The organism is Sphingomonas sp. MA1305, from assembly GCF_016107325.1.
In the GTDB taxonomy this organism is placed as follows: Bacteria; Pseudomonadota; Alphaproteobacteria; order Sphingomonadales; family Sphingomonadaceae; genus Sphingomonas.
Genome location: NZ_RCVT01000001.1, coordinates 181,696 through 205,226, shown reverse-complemented (window position 1 = coordinate 205,226; position 23,531 = coordinate 181,696). Strand labels below are relative to the sequence as shown.

At 68.3% G+C, this 23,531-nt stretch carries 23 protein-coding genes; 10 read left to right on the top strand and 13 right to left on the bottom strand.

What is annotated here, in order from left to right; all coding sequences use genetic code 11:
- Nucleotides 1-15: 15 nt before the first annotated feature.
- The 3 genes from D9601_RS00950 to metC are packed head-to-tail and all read left to right on the top strand — an operon-like array spanning nucleotide 16 to nucleotide 3,672.
- Nucleotides 16-1,560 (top strand): cryptochrome/photolyase family protein, encoded by a 1,545-nt coding sequence (locus D9601_RS00950; RefSeq protein WP_198352072.1) that lies wholly within the window; start codon nucleotides 16-18, stop codon nucleotides 1,558-1,560.
- A gap of 56 nt (nucleotides 1,561-1,616) precedes the next feature.
- On the top strand, nucleotides 1,617-2,465 hold the full coding sequence (sseA, locus tag D9601_RS00945; protein ID WP_198352071.1) for a 3-mercaptopyruvate sulfurtransferase: 849 nt from the start codon (nucleotides 1,617-1,619) through the stop codon (nucleotides 2,463-2,465).
- Between the two features lie 4 nt (nucleotides 2,466-2,469).
- Nucleotides 2,470-3,672, top strand: coding sequence for a cystathionine beta-lyase (metC, locus tag D9601_RS00940; RefSeq protein WP_232473763.1), 1,203 nt, complete (start codon nucleotides 2,470-2,472; stop codon nucleotides 3,670-3,672).
- Nucleotides 3,673-3,833: 161 nt separating this feature from the next.
- Here the strand turns inward: metC and xth are convergent, their stop codons facing one another.
- The 3 genes from xth to D9601_RS00925 all read right to left on the bottom strand — a co-directional run bounded on the left by xth (nucleotide 3,834) and on the right by D9601_RS00925 (nucleotide 6,397).
- A complete protein-coding gene (gene xth / locus D9601_RS00935; protein ID WP_198352069.1) occupies nucleotides 3,834-4,604 on the bottom strand; it encodes an exodeoxyribonuclease III in 771 nt (256 codons plus the stop codon).
- A 3-nt stretch (nucleotides 4,605-4,607) separates the two neighbouring features.
- On the bottom strand, nucleotides 4,608-4,946 hold the full coding sequence (locus D9601_RS00930) for a HesB/IscA family protein (RefSeq protein ID WP_198352068.1): 339 nt from the start codon (nucleotides 4,944-4,946) through the stop codon (nucleotides 4,608-4,610).
- Between the two features lie 266 nt (nucleotides 4,947-5,212).
- On the bottom strand, nucleotides 5,213-6,397 hold the full coding sequence (locus tag D9601_RS00925; RefSeq protein WP_198352067.1) for a M23 family metallopeptidase: 1,185 nt from the start codon (nucleotides 6,395-6,397) through the stop codon (nucleotides 5,213-5,215).
- Between the two features lie 332 nt (nucleotides 6,398-6,729).
- Here D9601_RS00925 and D9601_RS00920 point away from each other — a divergent pair, with 332 nt between their 5' ends.
- Complete coding sequence (locus tag D9601_RS00920) at nucleotides 6,730-7,713, top strand: isopenicillin N synthase family dioxygenase (protein WP_198353318.1); 984 nt, start codon at nucleotides 6,730-6,732, stop codon at nucleotides 7,711-7,713.
- A gap of 277 nt (nucleotides 7,714-7,990) precedes the next feature.
- Here the strand turns inward: D9601_RS00920 and D9601_RS00915 are convergent, their stop codons facing one another.
- From D9601_RS00915 to hflK, 5 genes are all read right to left on the bottom strand, one after another.
- On the bottom strand, nucleotides 7,991-9,208 hold the full coding sequence (locus tag D9601_RS00915) for a M20 metallopeptidase family protein (protein WP_198352066.1): 1,218 nt from the start codon (nucleotides 9,206-9,208) through the stop codon (nucleotides 7,991-7,993).
- Between the two features lie 94 nt (nucleotides 9,209-9,302).
- Nucleotides 9,303-10,934 carry a helicase HerA-like domain-containing protein gene (locus D9601_RS00910; protein WP_198352065.1) on the bottom strand — a complete coding sequence of 544 codons (1,632 nt, stop codon included), beginning with the start codon at nucleotides 10,932-10,934 and terminating at the stop codon, nucleotides 9,303-9,305.
- A 108-nt stretch (nucleotides 10,935-11,042) separates the two neighbouring features.
- Nucleotides 11,043-12,614: a Do family serine endopeptidase gene (locus D9601_RS00905; protein ID WP_198352064.1), complete on the bottom strand. Its 1,572-nt coding sequence runs from the start codon at nucleotides 12,612-12,614 to the stop codon at nucleotides 11,043-11,045.
- Nucleotides 12,615-12,841: 227 nt separating this feature from the next.
- Nucleotides 12,842-13,720: a protease modulator HflC gene (gene hflC, locus D9601_RS00900; RefSeq protein WP_198352063.1), complete on the bottom strand. Its 879-nt coding sequence runs from the start codon at nucleotides 13,718-13,720 to the stop codon at nucleotides 12,842-12,844.
- Nucleotides 13,717-14,838 (bottom strand): FtsH protease activity modulator HflK, encoded by a 1,122-nt coding sequence (gene hflK, locus D9601_RS00895; protein WP_198352062.1) that lies wholly within the window; start codon nucleotides 14,836-14,838, stop codon nucleotides 13,717-13,719. The genes hflC and hflK overlap by 4 nt, the downstream gene beginning before the upstream one ends.
- A 74-nt stretch (nucleotides 14,839-14,912) precedes the next feature.
- Here hflK and D9601_RS00890 point away from each other — a divergent pair, with 74 nt between their 5' ends.
- The 4 genes from D9601_RS00890 to D9601_RS00875 all read left to right on the top strand — a co-directional run bounded on the left by D9601_RS00890 (nucleotide 14,913) and on the right by D9601_RS00875 (nucleotide 17,174).
- On the top strand, nucleotides 14,913-15,857 hold the full coding sequence (locus D9601_RS00890) for an Mrp/NBP35 family ATP-binding protein (protein ID WP_198352061.1): 945 nt from the start codon (nucleotides 14,913-14,915) through the stop codon (nucleotides 15,855-15,857).
- Between the two features lie 70 nt (nucleotides 15,858-15,927).
- Nucleotides 15,928-16,359, top strand: coding sequence for a CoA-binding protein (locus D9601_RS00885; protein ID WP_198352060.1), 432 nt, complete (start codon nucleotides 15,928-15,930; stop codon nucleotides 16,357-16,359).
- A 57-nt stretch (nucleotides 16,360-16,416) separates the two neighbouring features.
- Nucleotides 16,417-16,755: a hypothetical protein gene (locus tag D9601_RS00880; RefSeq protein ID WP_198352059.1), complete on the top strand. Its 339-nt coding sequence runs from the start codon at nucleotides 16,417-16,419 to the stop codon at nucleotides 16,753-16,755.
- Nucleotides 16,752-17,174 carry a hypothetical protein gene (locus D9601_RS00875; protein WP_198352058.1) on the top strand — a complete coding sequence of 141 codons (423 nt, stop codon included), beginning with the start codon at nucleotides 16,752-16,754 and terminating at the stop codon, nucleotides 17,172-17,174. The genes D9601_RS00880 and D9601_RS00875 overlap by 4 nt, the downstream gene beginning before the upstream one ends.
- Here the strand turns inward: D9601_RS00875 and D9601_RS00870 are convergent.
- The 3 genes from D9601_RS00870 to D9601_RS00860 all read right to left on the bottom strand — a co-directional run bounded on the left by D9601_RS00870 (nucleotide 17,171) and on the right by D9601_RS00860 (nucleotide 19,965).
- A complete protein-coding gene (locus D9601_RS00870) occupies nucleotides 17,171-18,043 on the bottom strand; it encodes a GNAT family N-acetyltransferase (protein WP_198352057.1) in 873 nt (290 codons plus the stop codon). The two genes, D9601_RS00875 and D9601_RS00870, sit on opposite strands and share 4 nt — an antisense overlap.
- Nucleotides 18,043-18,990, bottom strand: coding sequence for a polysaccharide deacetylase family protein (locus tag D9601_RS00865; RefSeq protein ID WP_198352056.1), 948 nt, complete (start codon nucleotides 18,988-18,990; stop codon nucleotides 18,043-18,045). The genes D9601_RS00870 and D9601_RS00865 overlap by 1 nt, the downstream gene beginning before the upstream one ends.
- 225 nt (nucleotides 18,991-19,215) lie before the next feature.
- Nucleotides 19,216-19,965: a Crp/Fnr family transcriptional regulator gene (locus tag D9601_RS00860; RefSeq protein ID WP_198352055.1), complete on the bottom strand. Its 750-nt coding sequence runs from the start codon at nucleotides 19,963-19,965 to the stop codon at nucleotides 19,216-19,218.
- A 266-nt stretch (nucleotides 19,966-20,231) separates the two neighbouring features.
- Here D9601_RS00860 and D9601_RS00855 point away from each other — a divergent pair, with 266 nt between their 5' ends.
- Nucleotides 20,232-20,480: a hypothetical protein gene (locus D9601_RS00855; RefSeq protein ID WP_198352054.1), complete on the top strand. Its 249-nt coding sequence runs from the start codon at nucleotides 20,232-20,234 to the stop codon at nucleotides 20,478-20,480.
- On the opposite strand, the gene D9601_RS00850 is transcribed toward D9601_RS00855, so the two are convergent.
- Entirely contained in the window at nucleotides 20,477-21,223 is a 747-nt protein-coding gene (locus tag D9601_RS00850) for a Crp/Fnr family transcriptional regulator (RefSeq protein WP_198352053.1), read from the bottom strand. The two genes, D9601_RS00855 and D9601_RS00850, sit on opposite strands and share 4 nt — an antisense overlap.
- Before the next feature lie 117 nt (nucleotides 21,224-21,340).
- Between D9601_RS00850 and D9601_RS00845 the strand changes: the two genes are divergently transcribed.
- Nucleotides 21,341-21,520 (top strand): hypothetical protein, encoded by a 180-nt coding sequence (locus tag D9601_RS00845; RefSeq protein WP_198352052.1) that lies wholly within the window; start codon nucleotides 21,341-21,343, stop codon nucleotides 21,518-21,520.
- Between the two features lie 30 nt (nucleotides 21,521-21,550).
- Here the strand turns inward: D9601_RS00845 and uvrC are convergent, their stop codons facing one another.
- The gene (gene uvrC, locus D9601_RS00840; protein ID WP_443024686.1) at nucleotides 21,551-23,473 is read right to left on the bottom strand and encodes an excinuclease ABC subunit UvrC; all 1,923 of its coding nucleotides are present in this window, start codon (nucleotides 23,471-23,473) and stop codon (nucleotides 21,551-21,553) included.
- Nucleotides 23,474-23,531 lie beyond the last annotated feature (58 nt).

The following is a 23,531-nucleotide window of genomic DNA, read 5'->3' as shown; positions in this document are numbered from 1 at the left end:
GAGCTTCGTGGCGCGATGAAAACGCTGGTGCCGGTGCTCGGCGACCAATTGACGCCCACCCTGTCGTCGCTGCGCGACGCCGATCCAGCCGACACGGTCGTGCTGATGGTCGAGGTGGCGGAGGAGACGGGCTATGTCCGCCATCACCAGCAGAAGCTCGTCTATATCCTGTCGGCGATGCGCCATCATGGCGAGGCGCTGCGCGAGGCCGGTTGGACCGTCGACTATGTCCGGCTCGACGATCCTGACAATGCCGGCAGCTTCACTGGCGAACTGGCCCGCGCGATCGCCCGTCACCAGCCCGACCGCATCGTCGTTACAGAGGCCGGCGAATGGCGGGTCGCGGCGATGCTCGACAGCTGGCAGACGATGTTCGGCCTGCCCGTCGACATCCGCGCGGACGACCGCTTCCTGTGCAGTCATGCCGAATTCGACCACTGGGCCGACGGGCGCAGCCAGCTCACGATGGAATATTTCTATCGCGAAATGCGCCGCAGGACCGGGCTGCTGATGGACGGCGGCAAGCCGGTCGGCGAACGCTGGAATTTCGACAAGGACAATCGCAAGCCGGCGTCCGGTGGGCTGTTCGTGCCGAAGGCGCTGGCATTCGCGCCCGACGCCGTGACGCGCGAGGTGATCGATCTGGTCGCGCGCCGCTTCGGCAATCATCCCGGCCATTTGGATGGCTTCGCCTGGGGCGTCACGGCGGCCGATGCGCAGGCGCAGGCGGACCATTTCTTCGTCCAGGCGCTCGCCGGCTTCGGCGATTACGAGGACGCGATGCTAACCGGCGAACGCCATTTGTGGCATTCGATTCTGTCGCCCTACATCAATTCCGGCCTGCTCGATCCGCTCGATCTGTGCCGCCGCGCAGAGGCGGAATATCGCGCGGGCCGGGCGCCGCTCAACGCGGTCGAGGGCTATATCCGCCAGATCATCGGCTGGCGCGAATTCATGCGCGGCATCTATTGGCGCGAGGGGCCGGACTATGTCGAGCGCAACTTCCTCGACCATCGGCGCGCCCTCCCCGGCTGGTACTGGACCGGCGACACGGACATGCACTGCCTGAAGGAAGCAATCGGCCAGACGCTGGCCACCGCGCATGCCCACCATATCCAGCGACTGATGGTGACCGGCAACTTCGCCTTGCTGATCGGCGCCGATCCAGCGGCGGTGCACCGCTGGTATCTGGAGGTCTATCTCGACGCCTATGAATGGGTCGAGCTGCCCAATACGCTGGGTATGAGCCAGTTCGGCGACGGCGGCCTGGTCGGCACCAAACCCTATGTCTCTTCAGGTGCCTATATCGACCGCATGTCGGATTACTGCGGTCATTGCCGCTATGACGTCAAACAACGCGTCGGTGAGAATGCCTGCCCGTTCAACGCGCTCTACTGGGATTTCATCGCCCGGCACGAGGACAGGCTCGGCGACAATCCGCGCATGCGGATGCCGTATCGCACCTGGCACCGCATGTCAGACACGGCACGCGCGGCGACGCGCGAACAGGCCGCACGCATTCTGACCACTCTCGACGCGAGCGGCGACGCGGGTTACTAGCATCGTGCGGGCCTCCTCCCCAGGCGTTTTGCCCGACGCTGATGATGGAGAGAGCAATGGACGCGCTGGTGACCACGCAATGGCTGGCCGACGAAATGGGGGCGAGCGACCTTCGCATCGTCGACGCGACCTATTTCGCCAATTTTCCCGGAGAAGCGCCGCGTGACGCGGCGGCGGAATATGAGGCCGCGCACATCCCCGGCGCCGTGTTCATGAACCTCGGCGAGCTGCGCGACACCGACAGCGACCTGCCGATGATGCTGCCGAGCGCGGAAAAGTTCGCCAGCCGCATGCAGAGCCTGGGGCTGGGCGATGGCAGCCGCATCGTCCTCTACGACAATTCGCCGCACCATACGGCAGCGCGGGCGTGGTGGATGTTGCGCACCTTCGGCGCGCACGACGTCGCGATCCTCGACGGCGGCATCGCCAAATGGCAAGCGGAGGGGCGCGAGGTCGCCACCGGCAAGGAGACACAGCGCCATCGCCACTTCACCGTCTGGGCGGACAGCAAGCCGGTGCGCACGCTCGACCAGATGAAGGCAAACGTCGACAGCGGCGCCGAGCAGGTGGTCGATGCCCGCTCCGCCGCGCGCTTCACCGGCGAGGAGCCGGATCCGCGCCCCGCGACCCATGCCGGGCACATTCCCGGTTCGAAGAATCTGCCGCAGGGGCAGCTGTTCAACGCCGACGGCACGTGGAAGCAGGGCGAGGCGCTGCGCCGCGCCTTCGAGGACGCCGGCGTCGATCTCGACCGACCCATGGTCGCGACCTGCGGGTCCGGGATCACCGCCGCGGTGCTCGCCTTCGGCGCGCATCTGCTCGGCCGCGACATGCCGATCTATGATGGCAGCTGGTCGGAATGGGGCGCCGACCGGTCCACCCCAAAAGCGATGGGAGCCGCTTGAGACCTTGACGGACGACGACAACAACAACCGCCCGGCCGGCGATGCCACGCGCGTCGTCCAGGCCGGGCGCCGGACCGAATGGACCCAGGGTATCGTCAACCCGCCGGTGTGGCGCGCCTCGACGATCCTCTACGATTCGATGGCGGATCTGCGCGCCATGGCGGGGCGCGACACGCATCACCGGCTCTATTACGGCCGGCGCGGCACGCCGACGCAATGGAGCCTCGCCGATGCGCTGACCAGCCTGGAGCCGGGGGCAGAGGCGACCTTCCTCTACCCCTCCGGCGTCGCGGCAGTGGCGGCGGCCCTGCTCGCGGTGCTGTCGCCGGGTGACGAACTGCTGCTGGTCGACAGCGCCTATGAACCGACGCGCAGCCTCGCCAACGGCTTCCTCAAGCGCTTCGGAATCACGACGCGCTTCTACGACCCGTTGATCGGCGCCGGCATCGCGGACCTGATCGGCGAGCGGACCCGCGCGATCTTCCTCGAGAGCCCGGGCAGCCTGACCTTCGAGGTGCAGGACGTGCCGGCGATCGTCGCCGCCGCCAAGGCACGGGGGGTCGCGACGCTGCTCGACAATACCTGGGCGACTCCCTTGTTCTTCCCGGCGATCGAGAAGGGCATCGACTATACGATCCTGGCCGCGACCAAATATGTCGTCGGCCATTCCGACGTGATGATGGGTTCGGTGACCGCGGCGCAGGGCCGATTCGCCGCCCTGCGCGACGTCAGCCACCAGCTCGGCCAGGTGACCAGTCCCGACGATGCCTGGCTGGGCAGCCGCGGCCTGCGCACCATGGCGGTGCGGCTGGCGCAGCATCAGCAGTCCGCGTTGCAGATCGCCCACTGGCTGGCCGACCGGCCGGAGGTGGCGGAGGTGCTGCACCCGGCCCTGCCCTCCTGTCCCGGCCACGACGTGTGGCGGCGCGACTTCAAGGGATCGAGCGGCCTGTTCGCCTTCGTGCTGCGCGAGGGCGGCGAGGCGGCGCGGGCGGCGTTGATCGACACGCTCGACCTGTTCGGCATCGGCTATAGCTGGGGCGGCTTCGAGAGTTTGGCGACACCGGTCGACGTGGGCCGCATCCGCAGCGTGGCGCGGCGGGACTTTCCGGGGCCGGTGGTGCGGTTGCAGATCGGCCTGGAAGACCCGGCGGACCTGATCGCCGATCTGGAGCGGGGGCTGGCGGCGTATTGCGCGGCACTCTGACGCTCACCCGACCCATTGTCGTCATCCCCGCCTCCGCGGGGATGACGGTTGTGAGTACCTCTGCCGTCTTCTGCCCGTGTGTTCCTGCGAACGCAGGAGCCCAGAGCCACATACGGTGTCGTGCGCGAACCTGCGCCCCTGCGTCCGCAGGAGCACGGAGGCTATTTCAACCGCACCCAGGTCGGGGCGTGGTCGCTCGCCTTCTCGCGACCGCGATATGCCTTGTCGACACCGGCATCGAGCAGCCGGTCGGCGGTCATCGGGCTGAGCAGCAAATGGTCGATGCGGAACCCCGCGTCGCGCTGCCAGGCGCCGGCCTGATAGTCCCAGAAGGTCCACACCCCGCCCTTGGGCTGGCGGGTACGCAGCGCGTCGGTCCAGCCCTGCGCGAGCAGGCGGCGATAAGCCTGCCGGCTTTCCGGCTGCATCAGCGCGTCGTCGGCCATCGCGCGGACGAAGAAGGTGTCGTCGTCGTTGGGGATGACGTTATAGTCGCCCATCAGCACGGCCGGCACTTCCTCGTCGAGTAGCGCCTGCGCGCGGGCGGCGAGCCGGTCCATCCAGCGCAGCTTGTAATCGAACTTCGGCCCCGGCTGCGGATTGCCGTTGGGCAGATAGATGGAGGCGACGACCAAACCGTCGACCTCACATTCGAGATAGCGGCTGTGCTCGTCCTCCGGCTCGCCGGCAAGGCCGCGCTGGCGCTCGACCGGCTGCTGGCCGCGCGCGAGGACGGCGACGCCGTTGAACCCCTTCTGCCCGTGCCAGATCGCGCCATAGCCGGCATCGGCCACCTCCTGCGCGGGGAAGGTCTCGTCGGTGGTCTTGAGTTCCTGCAGGCAGACGACGTCCGGCTGCTGCTCGTCGAGATATTCGAGCAGGCGCGGCAACCGCGCCTTGATGCCGTTGACGTTATAGGTGACGAGCTTCACCCGTCAGACCGCGAAGCTGGAGCCGCAGCCGCATCCCGAGGCCGCGTTTGGATTTTCGACGCGGAAGGCGGCGCCGCCGAGCGATTCGACATAGTCGACCTGCGCCCCGCGGACGAGATCAAGGCTGATGCTGTCGACCACCAGCGTCGCATCACCGGTCGTGGCAACCGTGTCGTCGCCGGCGGGCGCGTCGGCGAGGCCGAACCTATACTGGAACCCTGAACAGCCGCCGCCCTCCACCGACAGGCGCAGGATGGCGGGCTTTCCCTGGCGCGCGGCGATCGCGGCGACGCGGGCGGCAGCGGCGGGAGTGAGGGCGATATCGGCAGCGAGCGTGGCCATGGCCGGGAGATAGGCGCTTCGACCCGGGGCGGCAACGGGCGGCTGTAGGTCCCGCGAGTCTTGACACTCTTGTCGCCTGAACGTTGCGCCGTCGATAGCGGCTACGACATTTCGTTTCGCGACGTTGAGAAAGAGCGTCGCCACGCTAGCTCCGGCTCTGGATGTAGGACAGCGTTTTCAACGTTCGGCCCGCCGGAATGAGAAAGGGCGGAGGTTCGCCCCCGCCCAATCCTGGTTCGCAGTTCCGATCGCGTTCGTGGCCGAATTCAGTCCTGCGCGGCGGGACCGTCGGTGGTGACCGGCACGACATGCACCGCACGGTCCTGCGCGGCGAGCAGATAGTCGGCGGTGGTCAGGAACGGCACCGGGTTGACCGCATGACCGTCGATGCGGACCTCATAATGGAGGTGCGGGCCGGTCGAGCGGCCGGTCGAACCCATCAGCGCGATCAACTGGCCGCGGGTCACCCGGCTGCCGTCGGTGACGAGGATTTTCGACAGATGGCCGTAGCGCGTGGCGATGCCCTTGCCGTGGTTAATCTCGACCATGTTGCCATAGCCGCCCTGCCGCGCCGCATGGGCGACGATGCCGTCGGCAGTGGCATAGATCGGCGTGCCGACCGGGCCGGGAATGTCGACCCCGGCATGCATCGCGGCGGTGCCGCGGAACGGATCGGAACGGATACCGAAATTGCTGGTGAACTGCAGGTGCTGGACCGGCTGCACCGAGGGGATCGCAATCGCGCCCTGCTGCAGCGTGTCGAGCTTCTTCCAGCTCTGGAACAGGGTGCGGAACTGCGCGTCGGCCTTCAGATCGGCCTGTGCCTCGGCGCTGTTGGCGTCGATCAGCGGGCCGCCCATCGCGACCGGCTTGGTAGAAATGCGGTTGGCGACGCCCAGCTTGCGCAGCGTCGCATTGGTCTGGGCGAGCTTGCGGTCGACCAGCTTCTGCGCCAGCCCGGCAAGCTGCGCCTGGCGCGCCTCGACCTTCAGCAGCGGATCGACGACGGCGGCGGCGGTGCGGTTCGGCGCCTGCTCGACGGCCAGCGTCGCCATCGCCAGCTTCTGTTCGTCACCCTTGCCGGTCAGCACGGCGGTGAGCAGCGCCTGGCGCTGTTCGACCCGCTGCGCATGTTCCTGGGCAAGATGCTGGATGGTCGTGACCTGCGCCTTCATCGCGCCGATCTGGCGCTGCATCTGCTCCATCTTCTGGCCGGCCGGAGTCGGCGTCACGACCCCGGTCACCGTCGCGGTGCGATAGGCGGCGTGGGCGGCGCCATAGCCCGACAGGCTGACCGTCATCGCACCGAATGCGGCGATCACCGCCTGCGTCCGGCCGGAAACGCTGAAGCGGCGCAGCGCGCGGCCATCGTGGAACATCACATCGCGCGTGATGAAGAAGGAGCGGGCGCGCGCACCCAAAGCGACGGCGGAACGGGCAAACTTGTTCATCGGACCCCAGGCAGAAGCGCCGCGTCCGCCCTGACCGGACCCGGCATCGGTGATCGTCGTGCCACGCAGCCCCACCCGCGTCAGACGCACAGTCTGTGGTCACAATCACCGCGACGCCACAAGCCCGTCGCCCGGCATGGCGCGGCAAAACGGCAGAGCGGCGCGGCGAAACGTTATACAATGGCACGTCGCCTGTCCCAGTTCGGCGGTTTTGTGAGGTGCCGGAACGCCAGGCAGCCGCGCGGTCCGGCCCGTCGAATCACCGTCGCAGGGGCATGACGCGGGCGTTCGGCGTGTCTATATCCGTGCGATAACAAACGGATTTGACGACCATGCTCGATACGCCCGCCGCCCCATCGACCGCCGACGTGCCCGTTCTCAGCCTCGCCGAACTGGAGCGTGATCCGCAGGCCTTTGCCGCCGCGTTCGGCGGCTCGTTCGAGCGGTTCGGCTTCGCCATCGTCGCCGACCATGGCGTGCCGCAGGATCTGATCGATCGCGCCTGGGCGGAGACCGAAGCGCTGTTCGCGCTGCCCGAGGACGAGAAGCGCCGGTATTTCGTCGAGGGCGGCGGCGGTGCGCGCGGCTATACGCCGTTCAAGACGGAAATCGCCAAGGACGCCAAGCACGTCGACCTCAAGGAATTCTGGCACGTCGGCCGGGAATTGCCGGAGGGGCATCGCTTCGCCGGACAGATGGCGCCCAACGTCTGGCCGACCCGCCCGGAAGGATTCAAGGACACGTTCGTCGAATTGTTCGCCGCCTTCGATCGCGCCGGCGACCGGTTGCTGTCGGCGATCGCGCTCCACCTCGGGCTGGACAAGAACTGGTTCGATCGGGCGGTGACCGACGGCAATTCGGTGCTGCGCCTGCTCCACTATCCGCCGATCCCGGTCAATGCCGAGGGTGTGCGCGCCGGAGCGCACGAGGACATCAACCTGATCACGCTGCTGCTCGGCGCGGAAGAAGCCGGGCTGGAACTGCTCGACCGGCATTCCGGTCGATGGCTGGCGATCAAGCCGCCATCGGGCGCGATGGTGGTCAACGTCGGCGACATGCTGCAACGACTGACCAACCATGTATTGCCGTCGACGACGCACCGGGTGGTCAATCCGGCGCCGGAGCGGCGCGGCCACTCGCGCTATTCGATGCCCTTCTTCCTGCACCCGGCGCCGGACTTCCTGATCGAAACGCTGCCGCAGACGATCACCGCGGAGAATCCGAATCGCTACCCGACGCCGATCACCGCGCACGACTATCTGCACGAGCGACTGGTGGAGATCGGCCTGATCAAGCCGCGGCCTGGCCAGGCCTAGGTCCGATCGACATCCAGCATCGCAGGCTTTGGAAACGCCCTGCCGTCATTCCCGCGAAGGCGGGAATCCAGATGCGCGGAGGCTGCTTGTCGAGCCGTGACGTCGAGGGTTCTGGATCCCCGCTTCCGCGGGGATAACGAACCATGGCCTGCCATGCCGAATGGCGATCGGCTCCAGCGCAGGCTAGGCCCCACATGGGCGAGGCTGGCCGGGCCCGGCATGCCGGGCTTCGACGTCACAGGATTAATACCCGTGACGCCCTGCCGCGCCGAAAAGCTCAGTCGAACCCGCCTTCCAGGAAGCGCGTCGCCATCGCGCAGTGCATGGCGACGCCCTTCGCCATCACCGCTTCCTCGATCTGCATCCGCGTATTGTGCAGCGGCGGATTGGTCGCCGGGTCGCTGCCCGTAGGTGCGAAGCCGACGAAAGCGAAGGCGCCGGGCACCGCTTGCAGCACGTAGGAAAAATCCTCGGCGCCCATCATCGGCTGCGGCATCTCCGCAAAGCCCTGTGCATCAAGATCGCGCGCGCAACGCTCGATCAGCGCAGCACCGCGCGGATCGTTGACGGTCACCGGATAGCCGGTGTCGACCCAGGCCTCCGCTTCGGCGCCATGGGCCGCCGCGATATGGGTGGCGATCCGTTGCAGCGCATCCTGCATCGTGCTGCGCGTTGTCTCTGACAGGGTACGCAGCGTGCCGAGCAGCCGCACCTCGCCCGGGATGACGTTGTGTGCGCTGCCGCCCTCGATCTTGGTGATCGACAGCACGGCCGGATCGGTGACCGCGATCTGGCGGGCGATAAAGGTCTGCAAGGCGAGCACGATCTCGCAGGCGACGGGGACCGGATCGAGGCAGTCGTGCGGCATGGCGGCATGGCCGCCGCGACCACGGACGACTATATGGACGGTGTCGGCCGACGCCATAATGGGACCGCCGCGGGTCACCACCAGCCCGGCCGGGGCGTTCGGCGAGACGTGGAGCGCGAAGGCGGCGTCGGGGGAGGCGGTGGCGAGCAGGCCATCGTCGATCATGAAGCGGGCGCCGTGATGCCCCTCCTCGCCGGGCTGGAACATGAACACCACGGTGCCGGGCAGCTGGTCGCGCCGTGCCGCCAGCGCGCGGGCGGCGCCGACCAGCATCGCAGTATGCGCATCGTGGCCGCAGGCGTGCATGCGGCCGGCGAGCGTGCTGGCGAAGGGCAGGCCCGTCTCCTCCTGCATCGGCAGCGCGTCCATGTCGCCGCGCAGCAGGACGGTGCGGCCGTTGTCACCGCGCTGGCCGCGCAGGATGGCGATGAAGCCGGTGGTCGAGCGGCTGTCGTGGATCTCCAGCGGCAGGCCGGCGAGCGCGGCCTTCGCCTTCGCGGTGGTCAGCGGGCAATGCAACCCGACCTCCGGCTCGGCGTGGATCGCCCGGCGCAGCGCGACGACGGCGTCGAGCTCGGCCTCGCCCGCGGCGGTCCAGTCGGCGGTATCGAGGGTGTCGAGGCTCATGGGACGGCTCCTGATGATGGGACGCCGCCGTTTTGCGCCGTGCCGCGCCGAATGTCACGGCCCAGCCGGCGCGCGCGCCAGCCAGCCCGGACCATTATCCCCGCGTCAGATTGCCGAGCACGCTGCGCAGCACGGTGCCGACCAGCCCGCCGCCACTGCTGCGGCCGCGGCCGGTGCCGAACACCTGCTTGCCGATCTCCTTGGCGACCTGGCGACCGATCGAGCTGGAGGCGGCGCGGGTGGCCGAGGTCATCGCCTTCGCCCAGGGGGAATTGGCCGCCTCGCGGCGCGCCTGCGCCTCGGCCTTGTCCTGCGCCGCCGCGGCGCGGGCAGCGTCCTTGGCGGCCTGGGCATCCGCCTTGGCCTGCAGCGCGGCGGCCTTGTCGGCATCGTCCTTCGCCCGCGCGGCGGCGACGGCCGCCGCGGCCTCCTGTGTCTTGGCGGCGAGGATCTCCTCCGCCGATTCGCGGTCGACGACCGTGTCGTATTTGGCGCCGATCGCGTCGGTCTGGATCAGCACGCGGCGCTCGTCGGGGGTGACGGGACCGACGCGGCTGGCCGGCGGCTTGATCAGCGTGCGCGTCACCGGCGACGGCGCGCCGTCGGGCTGGAGCAGCGACACCAGCGCCTCGCCGACCTTCAGCTCGGTGATCGCGGTGGCGACGTCGACGCCGGGATTGGCGCGGAACGTCTCCGCCGCGGCACGCACCGCCGCCTGATCGCGCGGCGTGAAGGCGCGCAACGCATGCTGGACGCGGTTGCCGAGCTGGCCCGCGACCTTGTCGGGCACGTCGATCGGGTTCTGGGTGATGAAATAGATGCCGACGCCCTTCGACCGGATCAGCCGCACGACCTGCTCGATCTTGTCGAGCAGCGCGTCGGGCGCATTGTCGAACAACAGATGCGCCTCGTCGAAGAAGAAGACCATCGTCGGCTTGTCGGGGTCGCCGACCTCGGGAAGATGCTCGAACAGCTCGCTCATCAGCCAGAGCAGGAAGGTCGCATAGAGCTTCGGCGCAGCCATCAATTTGTCGGCGGCGAGGACATTGACGATGCCGCGGCCGCGATCGTCGCTGGTCAGGAAATCGGCGAGGTCGAGCGCCGGTTCGCCGAAGAACTTGTCGCCGCCCTGGCTGCGCAGCTGGAGCAGCGCGCGCTGGATGGCGCCGATCGACTGCTTGGAGACGTTGCCGTAGGTGGTGGTCAGCTCGTCGGCGCGTTCGGCGCAATGGCTGAGCATCGCCTGCAGGTCGTCGAGGTCGATAAGCAGCAGCCCCTCGGTATCGGCGACGTGGAAGGCGATGGTCAGCACGCCTTCCTGCACGTCGTTCAGGTCCATCAGCCGGGCGAGCAGCAGCGGGCCCATCTCGCTGACGGTGGTGCGGATCGGGTGACCCTGTTCGCCGTACAGGTCCCAGAATTGCACCGGATTGTCGGCGTAGGACCAGTCGGCGTCGCCGATCTCCTGCGCGCGGGCGGCGAAGCTGGCGTGCGTCTTGGCGGCGGGCGAGCCGGCCATGGCGAGGCCGGACAGGTCGCCCTTCACGTCGGCGACGAAGCTCGGCACGCCGACCTTGGAGAAGCCCTCGATGATGCCCTGCAACGTCACCGTCTTGCCGGTGCCGGTGGCGCCGGCGATCAGGCCGTGGCGGTTGGCGCGTTTCAGGTCGAGGCACTGCGGGTTCGCCCCACCCTCGCCCGCGCCGATGAAGATGCCGTCCGCCATGCTGCCGCTCCCGCTATGTGGTGAGAGGGTGATAGCGAGGCTGCCGGTAAAGAGAAGAGGTCCCTGCCCTCACCCTGCGCCGGCGGCGCGGGTGAGGGCGGAACGACGTTACTTGCCGATCTTCAGCGGGATGAAGGCCGGGTTGCCGCGGCCGCGCTGGACCAGCGCCAGCACCGACGGACGGCCCGCCGCCTTCGCCTGCGCAACGAGGCGCGCGACGTCAGCGGCGGTCCGCACCGGCGTACCGTTGATCGCCTGGACGACGTCGCCCCGACGCAGCTTGCCCGACGCATCGCTCGACGAATCGACCGTTGCGATCACCACGCCCTGCACCGTCGGATCGACGCCGATCGCACGGGCGATGCCCGGCGTCAGCGGCTGGACGTTGAGACCGAGCGGTGCCGACGACCCCTGGGTCGTGCCTGCGCCGGTGCCGTCATCGTCCGAGCCGTCGTCCTGCTGCTGATCGCCGGGGCCGAAGCCGCCGGAGTCGTCGCCACCATTGATCAGGGCCTTCAGCTGGTCGTTCGAAGGCCGGGTGACGACCTGGATGTTGATCGTCTGACGCTGTCCGCCGCGGAGGATGTCGAAGCGTGCCGTCGTGCCGGGCTGCAGGTTCGAGACGAGGCGCGTCAAGGTCGCATCGGGATTGACCTGCTGGCCGTTGATCGCGGTGACGACGTCACCGGCGCGCAGGCCGCCCTTAGCAGCCGGACCGTTCGGCTCGACGCGGGCGATCAACTCACCCTGATTCTTCGGAATGCCGAGCGCCGCGGCCGCATCATCGTCAACGCCGCCGCCAATCGACACGCCGATATAGCCGCGGATGATCTTGCCGCCGGTCTTGAACGTCTCGATGATCGGCTTGGCGGTCTCGGCCGGGATGGCGAAGCCGATGCCGATGTTGCCGCCGGACTGGCTGAAGATCTGCGAGTTGATGCCGATCACATTGCCGTTCATGTCGAACATCGGGCCGCCGGAGTTGCCCTGGTTGATCGCCGCATCGGTCTGGATGAAGCGGTCGTAGGCGCCCGGCTGACCGGTGACGCGGTTGATCGCGGAGATGATGCCGGCGGTGACCGTGCCGCCAAGACCGAAGGGCTCGCCGATCGCGAGCACCCAGTCGCCGACACGCGCGCGGCTCGAATCGCCCCACTTGACGAACGGCAGGCCGGTCGCGTCGATCTTGAGCAGGGCGAGGTCCGAATCCTGGTCCTTGCCGATGACGCGCGCGGTATATTCCTTGCGGTTGTTGAGCGTGACGGTGATCGAATCCACCGTCGCCCCCTGCGCGCCCGGCGAGATGACGTGATTGTTGGTCACGACATAGCCGTCGGCGGAGATCAGGAAGCCCGATCCGAGCGAGGCGCCCTCGCGCTTCACCGGCGCGCCATTGCCGCCGCCCTGACCGAAGCCGAACAGATCGCCGAACGGCGTGCCCTGGAACGGATTGGCCTGCTGGCGCTGGACGATGGTCTGCTTGGTCGAGATGTTGACCACGGCGGGCTGCAGCTTGGCCACCATGTCGGCGAAGCTCATCGGCGCGCCGGCCCGCGGCGCCGTCGCCTGGATCGCACCCGGCTCGTTCTGCGCGACTTGCGCGGTGGAGGGCTGGAGTGCCAGCGTGGCGGCCGCGCCGCCGAGGAGAAGCGCACTGGTGATGGCGTAGGCGTTGCGCACTAGACTTGGGTCCTCTTCTTGGATTGGTCCCGTCGGGATGGTGCCTTAGTGGACCAAATCGGCTGAACGTCGCTTGAATATTAACGCGCGCGACAGGTGGAGGGTCCCCGCGTCGCGATCAAGGGCCGCGCCGGCCCGGTCCCCCACCCGGCCGCCCACACCGTCCCCTAGATGGGCGGGCGGGTGGGGCAGCGGGCGGGCACCGCATCCAGGCAAGTGGATAACCTTCAGCGCCCGCGCCCTTCGAATTCGCGCAGATAGCTGTTGTTCGGCGACAGGATGATCGACGTCGATCCTTCCGGGGTCTGGCCGTTGCCGGCGGCGCCGAAGGTCCGGCGGTACGACTGCATCGCGCGGTAGAAGTCGTAGAAGTCGGCGTCCTTGGTGAAGCTTTGCGCATAGATGCGCGCCGCCTGGGCGTCCGCCTCGGCGCGGATGATCTGCGCGTCCTTGTTGCCCTGCGCCCGGATCGTCGTCGCCTGCTGCTCGCGCGCGGTGCGCATCCGCGCCAGCGCGCGGTCGAGCGGGCTACCGTCGGGCAGGTCGGCGTGCTTGATCCGCACGTCGACGATCTGCACGCCATATTGGCTGGCGAGCCGCTGCAACCGCGACTGGATATTGTCCATCACCTGGTCGCGTTCCGGAGATAGCAGCGTCGCGAACGGCTGGTTGCCGAGTTCGTTGCGGATCGAGCTGCCGAGCAGCGGGCGCAGCGCGTCGGTGATCCGCGTCTCGGTCGACGAGGTGCTGCCCGTCGCGTTCACCGCCTTTAGCGGATCGACGATGCGGAAGCGCGCGAAGGCATCGACCTCGAGCCGCAGCTGGTCGGACGACAGCACCTGCTGATTGTCATAGTCGACGTCGAGGATACGCTTGTTCAGCCAGACCAGCCGGTCGACGAACGGGATGCGCGCGATCAGCCCGGCGCCGGTGCGGCCGAAGGTCTCGCCCTGGCGCCAGGCGTTGACGGTGCGCACCGGCTGTTCGAAGCGCAACACGACGACCTGCTGCGTTTCCGGCACGATGGTGATCGTCGCGGCGAGCAGGATTACCGCGACGAGCGCGGCGAGGCCGAGCGTGACCGGGTTCTTCCACAGATTGCTCACTGGCTACCTCCCTGGGCAGGCGCGGCCTGGACGGTGGTCGCGGGGGCTTCGCCATTGGCCTCGGGCAGTTTGCGGCCCTGCGACAGCGGCAGGTACGGCACGACGCCCGGCGTCTCGACGATCGTCTTGTCGGATTTGGCGAGCACGGCTTCCATCGTTTCGTAATACATGCGGCGGCGCGTCACTTCGGGCGCCAGGCGATATTGTTCGTAGACCTTGTCGAACTGCGCGGCCTCGCCTTCCGCCTGGGCGACGATCTGCTTGGCATAGGATTGCGCCTGATTGCGCGCGCCCTGCGCATCCTGCTGGGCGGCGGTGACGTCCTTGAACGCATCGTTGACGCGGGCGGGCGGATCGGCCTGCTTGATGCCGACGCCGGCGATGCGGATGCCCGCCTTATAATCGTCGAGGATCTTCTGCATCCGCTCCTGCACCTGCGCCTCGATGATCGGGCGCCCCGGCCCCAGCGCCTCGTCGAGCGAGACATTGGCGACCACCTCGCGCATCGCGCTTTCGGCGGTGGCCCGGACGGTTTCGCGCGGCTTGTCGATCTGGAAGACGTAATCTTCCGGATTGGCGATCGTCCAGCGCACCGAATAGGCCAGATCGATGATGTTCTGATCGCGCGTCAGCATCAGATTTTCGCCGCCGCCCTCGGGAAAATCCTCGACGCGGATGTTCTGCACGTCGACCTTGACGACGTTGGCGATCGGGGCGGGCAGCGTCAGTGCGATGCCCGGCGCCAGCGTCTCCGAATAGCGGCCGAAGCGGGTGACCACCCCCCGCTCCTGCGGCGCGATCGGATGGATCGACGTCCACAGGACCCAGACCAGCAGGATGATGCCGGCGCCGATCAGCCACAGCGCCCGCGCATTGGCGCCGCCGGGCAGTCCGCCGAAGCCGCCACCGCCCGGTCCGCCGTCGCCGCCGCCCCGCGCCTTCTTCAGGAATTCGTCGAGCGCCGTCGGCCGCTGCCCCGCCTTGCGGCCGCCGGGCGGCACCGCCCAGGGATTGCGCGGGCCGCTGCCGGACGAATCATCGCCCTGTCCCCAGGGGCTTTTCGGCGGTTCGACAGCAAGTGCGGGAGGGTTCGCGCGGCGGCCCGGCAGGATCTTCATGACGACCTTTATAAGTGGGCGGGCGCGGAAAAACAGTGCCAAGCCAGCCGATGCGGCCTATCTGCTGCCCAGATATGGACCAGAACGGCTTGAAGCAGGCGATCGACGGCGTGGCGGGCGGGCGCGCGACGCTCCGGATCGAGGGCGTGCGCGCCGGTATCGTGCTGGACGCGACCGGGCTGGACGCGGCCGCACGGGACGCGCTGGAGGCGGCGGTACGCGCCGCCGCGGCGGGCTGGACCGGCGAACTGCGCGTCGTCGTCACCGCGGAACGCGTGCAGCGGCGACTGGTCGCGGTGGCGAGCGGCAAGGGCGGCGTCGGCAAGTCGACGCTCGCCGCCAATCTGGCGATCGCCCTTTCCCGCCACGGCCGCCGCGTCGGACTGGTCGATGCCGATATCTACGGTCCGTCGCAGCCGCGGCTGATGGCGGCAGAGGGCGTCAGGCCGACCGCCAAGGACAAGGTGCTCGACCCCGTCCCGACCCCTTATGGCGTGCCGATGCTGTCGATGGGGCAATTGGTCGAACCCGGCCGGGCGCTCGCCTGGCGCGGACCGATGGCGGCGGGCGCGCTCGGCCAATTGGTCGAGGCGGACTGGGGCGCGACCGACACGTTGGTGCTCGACCTGCCACCGGGCACCGGGGACGTGCAACTGACCATGGTGCAGAAGTACAAGCCGGCCGGCGCGGTGATCGTCTCGACGCCGCAGGACCTGGCGCTGATCGATGCGACGCGCGCGATCGACCTGTTCGACAAGGCGGGCGTGCCGGTGATCGGGCTGGTCGAGAATATGGCGGGTTACGCCTGCCCGCATTGCGGCGAGGTGTCCGACCCCTTCGGCCAAGGCGGCGCGGAGGCGACGGCAGCGAAGCTCGGCCTGCCGTTCCTCGGCCGGGTGCCGCTGGCGATCGACATCCGCGTCGCCTCCGACGCCGGCAAGCCGCCGGCGGCGGATGCGGACGATCGCGTGTTCGCGCCGATCGCGGAACGCGTGGCGGCGTGGCTGGCGGCGCACTGACCCGCCGCCCACGCCGGGGAACCGGCTTACGCGGCGTCGGTATAGTCTCCGATTAACCGGAGACCCGCCCATGCCGTTGACCGACGATGCCGCGATCAGGACCCTGCTCGAGAACGCCCGCACGATCGCGATGGTCGGCGCCTCGGATCGCCCCGACCGCCCCTCTTACGGCGTAATGGCAATGCTGCAGCGGCACGGCTATCGCGTCATCCCGGTCAATCCGCAGATCACCGGCGAGCACGTCCACGGCGAGTTCGTGTTCCGCGAGCTGGCACAGCTCGGCGATCCGATCGACATCGTCGACATCTTCCGGCGACCGGAGGCGGCCGGGATAGCGGTGGACGAGGCGATCGCGATCGGCGCCAAGGCGGTATGGCTGCAACTCGGCGTGATCAACCACGAAGCGGCGGCGCGTGCCGAAGCGGCGGGTCTGCAGGTGGTGATGGACCGCTGTCCGGCGATCGAAATCCCGCGACTCGGGGTAGCGCCGATCACGGCTTGATTTGGCCACATTGCTTCGCAAGGATCGCAGCCGACCGATGATCGGTGGGAGTGGCCGATGCTGATTGCGCTGTTGCTGATCCAGGCCGCGTCGACCGCCGCGCCGGCCCCGCCGATCAGGCCGATCCTCGACCAGAAATGCACCTACGATCGCGATCGTACCGACATCACCGTTTGCGGCCGCCGCAATGCCGACCGGTTCCGCGTGCCGATCCTGGTCCACGAGCCCGGCGACCCGCGCCATGAGACGGTGCCGGCCGAACGCGAGCGGCTGCTCGCGCGGTCGAACCCGGTCAAGGACCTCAGCCCGTTTCTGGTCGGCGGCGGCATGACCGGTGTCACGGTCAGCTCGACCGGCGCCGTGACCGGCGCGACCTACCGGCCGCTGGCGCCATGATCCTGCTCGCCCTGGCCTTGCAGGCCGCCGCGCCCGCCGTGCCGCAGACCAAGGCCGACGGGTCGCAGAGCTGGTCGATCCTGACCAAACCGCCGTGCGGGGCCAAGGATGAAAAGGGCGACATCGTCGTCTGCGCGAACGGCGAGAAGCTGCCCGAGCTACCCGATACCGAGCCGTCGGCCAGCGGGCGCGGTGCCAATCCCGATCTGTCGCCGAAGCAGGCGCTGGCCCTGCAAGCCACCCCCTGCGGCGCGCGAATGGCCGGCTGCACCGTCGGCTTCGGGCCGCCGATCGTGCCGATGGTGGCGGCGCTGGCCAAGGCGGCCAAGTCGGCCTTCGCCAAGAAGCCCGACAAGACCGGCCGCGTCGCGATCCCACTCGACGATCCGACGGGGCCGCTGCCGCCGTTGCAGCCCTAGCGGCGGATTCGGCGCACGGCGCGGGCGACGGCGGGATGGCCGCTGGCCCGCTTGGCCAGCGCCACCGCACCATCGAACCCGGCCAGCGCGGCCAGCGTCGCGCGATTGGCGAGGGTCGGGCGGAGCAGCAGCAGGTCGACGCAGGCGACACCACCGCTGGCGAACTGGCGCTTGTGCTGCCCCTCGCCCTCGGTGAAGTCGAACCAGCGGAAGCGGTCGGCGAACAGTTCGCGCATCGCGGCGGCATGCAGGACGCTGCCCGGCGACAGATCGCCGTGCGCCGGATCGTGACCGACGTGCATGTACAGCAGCGTCTCGCCCTCCGCCGTGCAGCAGAGATAGGCGACCGGCCGGCCGTCGAGCAGCAGCAGCCAGGCGCGCAGATCGTCGCGCGCCGCGGCGGCGCGTAGCTGAGTCGGGTCGATCGGCAGGCCGGTGTCGAGCAGCCGCTCCTGATAGGTCGTCGCCGACACCTGCCGCGCAAGCGGGTGAAAGACGTCGAACTCGGCCGGCGTGCGATAGGCGCGGATCTCGACACCCAGCGCCGCCGCCTTCTTCGCCTTGCGCTTCAGCGTCGAGCGCGCCTGCCCCGACAGTCCGGCCAGCCAGGTGTCGTGACCGATCGTCAGATCGGTGTAGTAGCGCGTATAGCGCTGACGCACCGCGGCGATCAGGCCGGCACCGCTCACGCCGGCGAGCGCGTTCGCCGCCAGCGAGGTGACGAGATAGCCGTCGTCCTGTGGCGGCGGCAGCTGCGGGGCGATGCCCGCCATCGCCTGGATCAGCGTCAGCGGCACGCGCGTCAGCCGCCGCGGCACGGTGGCGATCGTCCGCGCGCCGACCTGGAACTTGAGGGCGGCCACCGTCATCAGGCGCGCTCGGCGACCCAGTTGGACCAGAGCTGCTCCGCCTGTCGCCAGCGCCGGCGCACTCCATGCGGGGCGAGCGGACGGTCGTTCCGATCGAGTGGCAGGGCGGGCAGATCGGCAAAATGCGCGGTGGGCAGGCGGTCTCGTCGGTCGTCCAGCGCCTGGCACAGCGCCGCGAAGCGACGGACGTGAACGCCGTTGGCGCGGGTGCCGAGCCGGTTGGCCAGCTCGAAGCCGTGGCTGACGATCGTCACCGCCGCATGATCCTCCGCCGCGGCATGATCGAGCGCGGCGGCGGCCTCCCCCGCCGACAGGGCGCAGAGCTGAAAATGGCGGTAGCGGCCCGGAGCTTCGGCGATCACCGTCACCGGCACCTCGACCACGCCGAGGTCGAGCGGGGCGATTTGGTCGGCGGGTAGACCGATGCGACTGTCCGCCGGCTCTGCGCCATTGTGGCTGCTGTCGTAGCGGAAGCCGAGCTCGGCGAGCACTGCCGGCGTGTCCGCATTCGCCGCGTAGCTGCCGGCGCGAAAGGCGACGGGCGGCGGCGCCCCCGCGGCGACGAGCAGATCGGTCGCCCCTGAGATCAGGTCGCGTTGCTCGCCGCGATCATATTCGTGCAGCTGGCCGCGCGACGCCCCTGCGCGCCGTTCGACCAGCGAAGCGCCGGTCCAATGCGGGTGGAGGTGGAGCTGCACCTCCTGCCCGGCGGCAAGGATGGTCTCGACCATGCGGCGGATGGGCGCGAGGCCGGTGATCACCGCCGGCATCGGGTCGACGAAGAAGCAAGCCTTCAGCCCGTGTCGCGCGAGCATGTCGAGCTGATAGCTGAGGCCGACGCCGGCCGGCTCGACCGAGCGGGCATAGACCGTGTCGAGATCGAGACCGGCGACATGATGGCGCCACGCGAATTCGGTGTCGATCGTCAGGAAGACAGAGGTCGGCATCGGCTCGCTCTAGCAACCAGCCGTGAACAAATGACGAAGCGGAGGACTTGGGCCGACCGGCAGCGAAAGCTGACAAAGTTCACGCGTATGCAGTGTCCGCCCGCCGGCAGGAACCCGGACGGGCAGGAGTCGCCGCAATGCGACGAGCCTAGCGTCTTGCAGGCTTGTAGGACAGCGCTTTTACTGCCTGCCGCCCCTGGCAGTGCAGCGATGGTCCCCGCCGGGTCAGCGTGCCGCCTCGCCCGCTGCGTCGCCCCAATGGAGATAGCTGGCGTCGAACGCCGCCGCGCGGCGCAGCGCGCCGACGTCGCGGATCGTCAGATGCCCCTGCATGATCTCGACCAGTTCGGCCTCGCGAAGCTGGCGCAGCACGCGGTTGATATGGACGCTGGTCAGGCCGAGCGCGTCGCCGAGATGCTCCTGCGTGATCGGCAAAGGGAAGCGGCGCGGGCCGACGGGTGCGTCAGAATGGAGACGGGCGTCGAATTCGCAGAGCAGGTGCGCCAAGGTGCGAAACGCATCCGACGAATTGAGCAGCCACGTGCGCAGCATCGCCTCGTCGACCAGCTTGGCGTACCACAAGGCGCGTCCCAGCACCGGACGTGCAGCGACCAGGCTTTCGACCTCAGCCAAGTCCACCCGCGCCAGCGTACATTCGGTCAGCGCCAGAATGGCATGGTCCATCGGCGCGTGACAAACGGCGTGGATGCCGCAGAAGTCGCCGGGCAGCAGGAAACCGGTGATGCGGCGGGTGCCGTCCGGCCGCAGGCTGTAGCGGGCCGCCCACCCATCGAGCACCGCATAGAGATACGGCGGCCGCTCGCCCTTCTGAATCACGTCCCGATGCCGGGCGAACCGGATCGCCTGAAAGTGCAGCTGGTCGATCGCCGCGCGATCATCGTCCGCCAACGGGATCAACCGGTCCAATCGGTGCAGGAATGGTCGTAGTGACGCCGTGCCATCTTGATCGGCCATACAGCCCTCCTCCACGCAGATCGCCGAACCGGTTTAACCTGCATTGCAACGGCTGGCTTTGATCGCCGTTAATGTTGCGGGACGGTAATAATCGTCACCGTTCTGCGTCGATCGGACACCCGCCCGGCCCCAGCGCCGGCAACGAAAACCTTGGACTGAGCGGATGGAATCTTGATGCCGATCAATGCACAAGTCAGTCGTACGGTCTGACTTTCCGCAATCATCTTCGCCGTGACATGGATCGGTTTCTGACGGATAGTGTGGCGATGCGTATCTTTTCGGTGATCCTCGACGACGGTCAGACGCGCGATCATGCGGAAGGTCATTATCGTTCGATCGACAATGCGCTCCGGGATACGATCCAGGCCGCAGCGCAGGTCGCGGTCGAGACGCTCGGCACCGTGGGCGGCACGCAATCGATCGTCTGCACGGTCGAGGACGTCGACGCGGGGGAGCGGCGCAGCGCCCCGCTGCATGTGGCGGTGGAGACGGTGCCGGTCGCGCCCCGCGACTAGCCGTTCGGGATCGGCTGGCCGACGGGTGGCAGCCATGACGGCTGGAATTGCGGGCGGCGGGGCGGCAGCGGCGACAATCGGCGGAGTGCCGCCATATCGAGCAGTGCCAGCCGGCGGCCGCGACGGGCGATCATTCCTGCGTCTTCAAGGGCCCGCAGCGTTCGGTTGACGTGAACGTTGGTCATGCCGAGCAAGTCCCCGAGCGTCTCCTGGGTCAGCGGCAAGTCGAACCCGTCATCGTCGACCAGGCCGAGCGGGCAGAGCCGCGCATGCAGGTCGAGGAACAGGCGCGCGAGCTGCTCCCTGGCAGAGGCGGTGCCCTGTACCGCCAGCGCGTCCATCAACGACAATCGCTCCATCTGCACCGCAATGGTGAACAGTGCTGCCAGACGTGGCGCCGAAGTGAATAACTGGCCGAAGCGTTCGTAGGGGACAAAGGCGGTCGCCGCGTCGGTGACCGCGGTCAGGGTGTCGGCCGCCGCCGTCAGCGCCATGCTGGGCGTCGCCAGCATGTCGCCGGGAAGATGCAGCTTCTGGATGAGGCGCTTGCCGCTGGGCAGCGTGATCGACGAGGCGATCCAGCCGTGGGTGTGGAGGTAGAAGCCGTGGAGAGGGTCGCCTTCCATCTGGAAGGTCTCACCCTTCGGGCGGAACACCTCCGGATCGCCGAGCGCCGCAAGATGCGCCTCTTCTTGCGGAGTCAGATCGGCGAAGGCCCGGTATCGATGGATCGGATAGGCCATGCAGGCTCAATAATCGAGCCAGGCTCCATGGGTCAAATTACCGCAGCGGGCGAGCACCCGGGCCGCCACCCCGTTGAAAAGCCGTGACCTCGACCACCGGCCGGGCTAGCATGTCCCATGGCCGAACGCTTCGAACGTCACCGTCAGCCCTGGACGCCGGATGAGGTGCAGAAGCTGCACACGCTGGCGAAAAAGGGCATGGCCCTGAAGGCGATCGCCAAGGCGATGACGCGCAGCGAGGAGTCGATCAAGGACCGCGCCAAGGCGGACGGACTGTCGATCGCCAAGCTGCGCTGATCGCGCGAAGTGGGGCGACCGCGCCCCGCGCTAACGCGCGTGGTAGAAGTCGTAGACCTGCTGCGCCACCGAGGTCGACACGCCGGGCGCCTTGCGCAGGTCCTCCAGGCTCGCATTGCGCACCGCCCGCGCCGTGCCGAAATGCATCAGCAGCGCCTTCTTGCGCGCCGGACCGATGCCCGGCACCTCGTCGAGCGGGCTGGCGCCGATCGCCTTGGCACGCTTGTCGCGATGCGCGCCGATGACGAAGCGGTGGACCTCGTCGCGTAGCCGCTGGAGGTAGAAGAGCACCGGCGCGTTGACCGGCAGCTGGAATTCCCGCCCGTCGAGCAGGTGAAAGACCTCGCGCCCCTCGCGGCCGTGATGCGGCCCCTTGGCGATACCGACCAGACAGACGTCCTCGATGCCGAGATCCTCCAGCACCGCCTTGGCGGCGTTGAGCTGGCCGCGGCCGCCGTCGATCAGCACGAGGTCCGGCCAGGTGCCGTCGTCGCGGTCTGGCGCTTCCTCCAGCTGACGCGCGAAGCGGCGGCGGAACACCTCGCGCATCATGCCGAAATCGTCGTTGGTCGCCGCCTCATTCCCCTTGATGTTGAACTTGCGATACTGTCCCTTGCGGAAGCCCTCGGGGCCGGCGACGACCATCGCGCCCAGCGCGTTGCTGCCCTGGATATGGCTGTTGTCGTAGATTTCGATCCGGTCGGGTGGCCCATCCAGCCCGAACAGCTCAGCCACCTCGCGCAACAGCCGCGCCTGCGTCGTGCTTTCCGCGAGCCGGCGTTCCAGCGCCTCGATCGCATTGCGCTTGGCCTGGTCCATCAGCCGGCGGCGGTCGCCGCGCTGGGGAACGGAGATCGCGACCTTGTAGCCGGCACGCTCGCCGAGCGCCTCCATCAGCAGCGTGCCCTCGGCGAGTTCGCGGTCGACCAGGATGGTGCGCGGCGGCGGCACCTCCTCGTAGAACTGGGTCATGAAGCTGACCATCACCTCGTCCTCCGGCACCTCCGCGGTGTGGGCGGGGAAGAAGCTGCGATGGCCCCAATTCTGGCCGCCGCGGATGAAGAAGGCCTGGATGCCGATCACCCCGTCCTTGCACGCCAGCGCGAAGACGTCGGCATCGCCGACCCCCTCGGCGTTGATCGCCTGCGTGCCCTGGACGAAGGTCAGCGCCTTGAGCCGGTCGCGGAGCAGCGCGGCCAGCTCGAAATCCATATTTTCCGCCGCGGCCTGCATCTGCGTGCCGAGTTTGGCCTGCACCTTGGTCGACTTGCCGGCCAGGAAGTCGCGGCAATCGTCGACGAGTTCCTTGTAGCCTTCCGTGTCGATACGGCCGACGCAGGGCGCCGAGCAGCGCTTGATCTGATAGAGCAGGCAGGGCCGGTCGCGCGTCTTGAAGAAACTGTCGGTGCACGAGCGCAGCAGGAACAGCTTCTGCAGCGCGTTGAGCGTGTTGTTGACGCTGCCCGCGCTGGCGAACGGGCCGTAGTAATTGCCCGGCGCGCGACGCGCGCCGCGATGCTTCTGGACGCGTGGAAAATCGTGGTCGGTGCGCAGCAGGATGAAGGGGAAGCTTTTGTCGTCGCGCAGCAGCACGTTGTAGGCGGGACGAAAGCTTTTGATCAGCTGCGCCTCGAGCAGCAGCGCCTCCGCCTCGTTGTTGGTCGTGACGATGGTCATCGACCGCGTCTGCGACACCATGCGCTGCAGGCGCTTCGGCAGCCCGTTGATCTGCGTGTAATTGGCGACGCGCTGCTTCAGCGAGCGCGCCTTGCCGACATACAGCACGTCACCCTTGGCATCCTGCATCCGGTAGACGCCGGAACGGGCGGGCAAGGTCTTGAGGACATTGCGGATCGCCGCCACGCCCGCGTCGAGATCGGGCGTGTCGGTACCGCGGACGGTGAAGGTGGCGCGTTCTTCGTTGAAGCGATCGGGGGGGCCGTAGCCGGACATGGCGCCCATGTAGGAGTCTGGGAGTCTTGGCGAAAGGTCTGTGCCGTCACTCCCGTTG

Excerpts from the sequence above, each read along its gene's own strand:
- D9601_RS00950 (WP_198352072.1), top strand. The coding sequence starts at position 16 with ATGAAAACGCTGGTGCCGGTGCTCGGCGACCAATTGACGCCCACCCTG.
- sseA (WP_198352071.1), top strand. The coding sequence starts at position 1,617 with ATGGACGCGCTGGTGACCACGCAATGGCTGGCCGACGAAATGGGGGCG.
- D9601_RS00930 (WP_198352068.1), bottom strand. The coding sequence starts at position 4,946 with ATGGCCACGCTCGCTGCCGATATCGCCCTCACTCCCGCCGCTGCCGCC.
- D9601_RS00925 (WP_198352067.1), bottom strand. The coding sequence starts at position 6,397 with ATGAACAAGTTTGCCCGTTCCGCCGTCGCTTTGGGTGCGCGCGCCCGC.
- D9601_RS00920 (WP_198353318.1), top strand. The coding sequence starts at position 6,730 with ATGCTCGATACGCCCGCCGCCCCATCGACCGCCGACGTGCCCGTTCTC.
- D9601_RS00915 (WP_198352066.1), bottom strand. The coding sequence starts at position 9,208 with ATGAGCCTCGACACCCTCGATACCGCCGACTGGACCGCCGCGGGCGAG.
- D9601_RS00910 (WP_198352065.1), bottom strand. The coding sequence starts at position 10,934 with ATGGCGGACGGCATCTTCATCGGCGCGGGCGAGGGTGGGGCGAACCCG.
- hflK (WP_198352062.1), bottom strand. The coding sequence starts at position 14,838 with ATGAAGATCCTGCCGGGCCGCCGCGCGAACCCTCCCGCACTTGCTGTC.
- D9601_RS00890 (WP_198352061.1), top strand. The coding sequence starts at position 14,913 with ATGGACCAGAACGGCTTGAAGCAGGCGATCGACGGCGTGGCGGGCGGG.
- D9601_RS00885 (WP_198352060.1), top strand. The coding sequence starts at position 15,928 with ATGCCGTTGACCGACGATGCCGCGATCAGGACCCTGCTCGAGAACGCC.
- D9601_RS00880 (WP_198352059.1), top strand. The coding sequence starts at position 16,417 with ATGCTGATTGCGCTGTTGCTGATCCAGGCCGCGTCGACCGCCGCGCCG.
- D9601_RS00875 (WP_198352058.1), top strand. The coding sequence starts at position 16,752 with ATGATCCTGCTCGCCCTGGCCTTGCAGGCCGCCGCGCCCGCCGTGCCG.
- D9601_RS00870 (WP_198352057.1), bottom strand. The coding sequence starts at position 18,043 with ATGACGGTGGCCGCCCTCAAGTTCCAGGTCGGCGCGCGGACGATCGCC.
- D9601_RS00865 (WP_198352056.1), bottom strand. The coding sequence starts at position 18,990 with ATGCCGACCTCTGTCTTCCTGACGATCGACACCGAATTCGCGTGGCGC.
- D9601_RS00860 (WP_198352055.1), bottom strand. The coding sequence starts at position 19,965 with ATGGCCGATCAAGATGGCACGGCGTCACTACGACCATTCCTGCACCGA.
- D9601_RS00855 (WP_198352054.1), top strand. The coding sequence starts at position 20,232 with ATGCGTATCTTTTCGGTGATCCTCGACGACGGTCAGACGCGCGATCAT.
- D9601_RS00850 (WP_198352053.1), bottom strand. The coding sequence starts at position 21,223 with ATGGCCTATCCGATCCATCGATACCGGGCCTTCGCCGATCTGACTCCG.
- D9601_RS00845 (WP_198352052.1), top strand. The coding sequence starts at position 21,341 with ATGGCCGAACGCTTCGAACGTCACCGTCAGCCCTGGACGCCGGATGAG.
- uvrC (WP_443024686.1), bottom strand. The coding sequence starts at position 23,473 with ATGTCCGGCTACGGCCCCCCCGATCGCTTCAACGAAGAACGCGCCACC.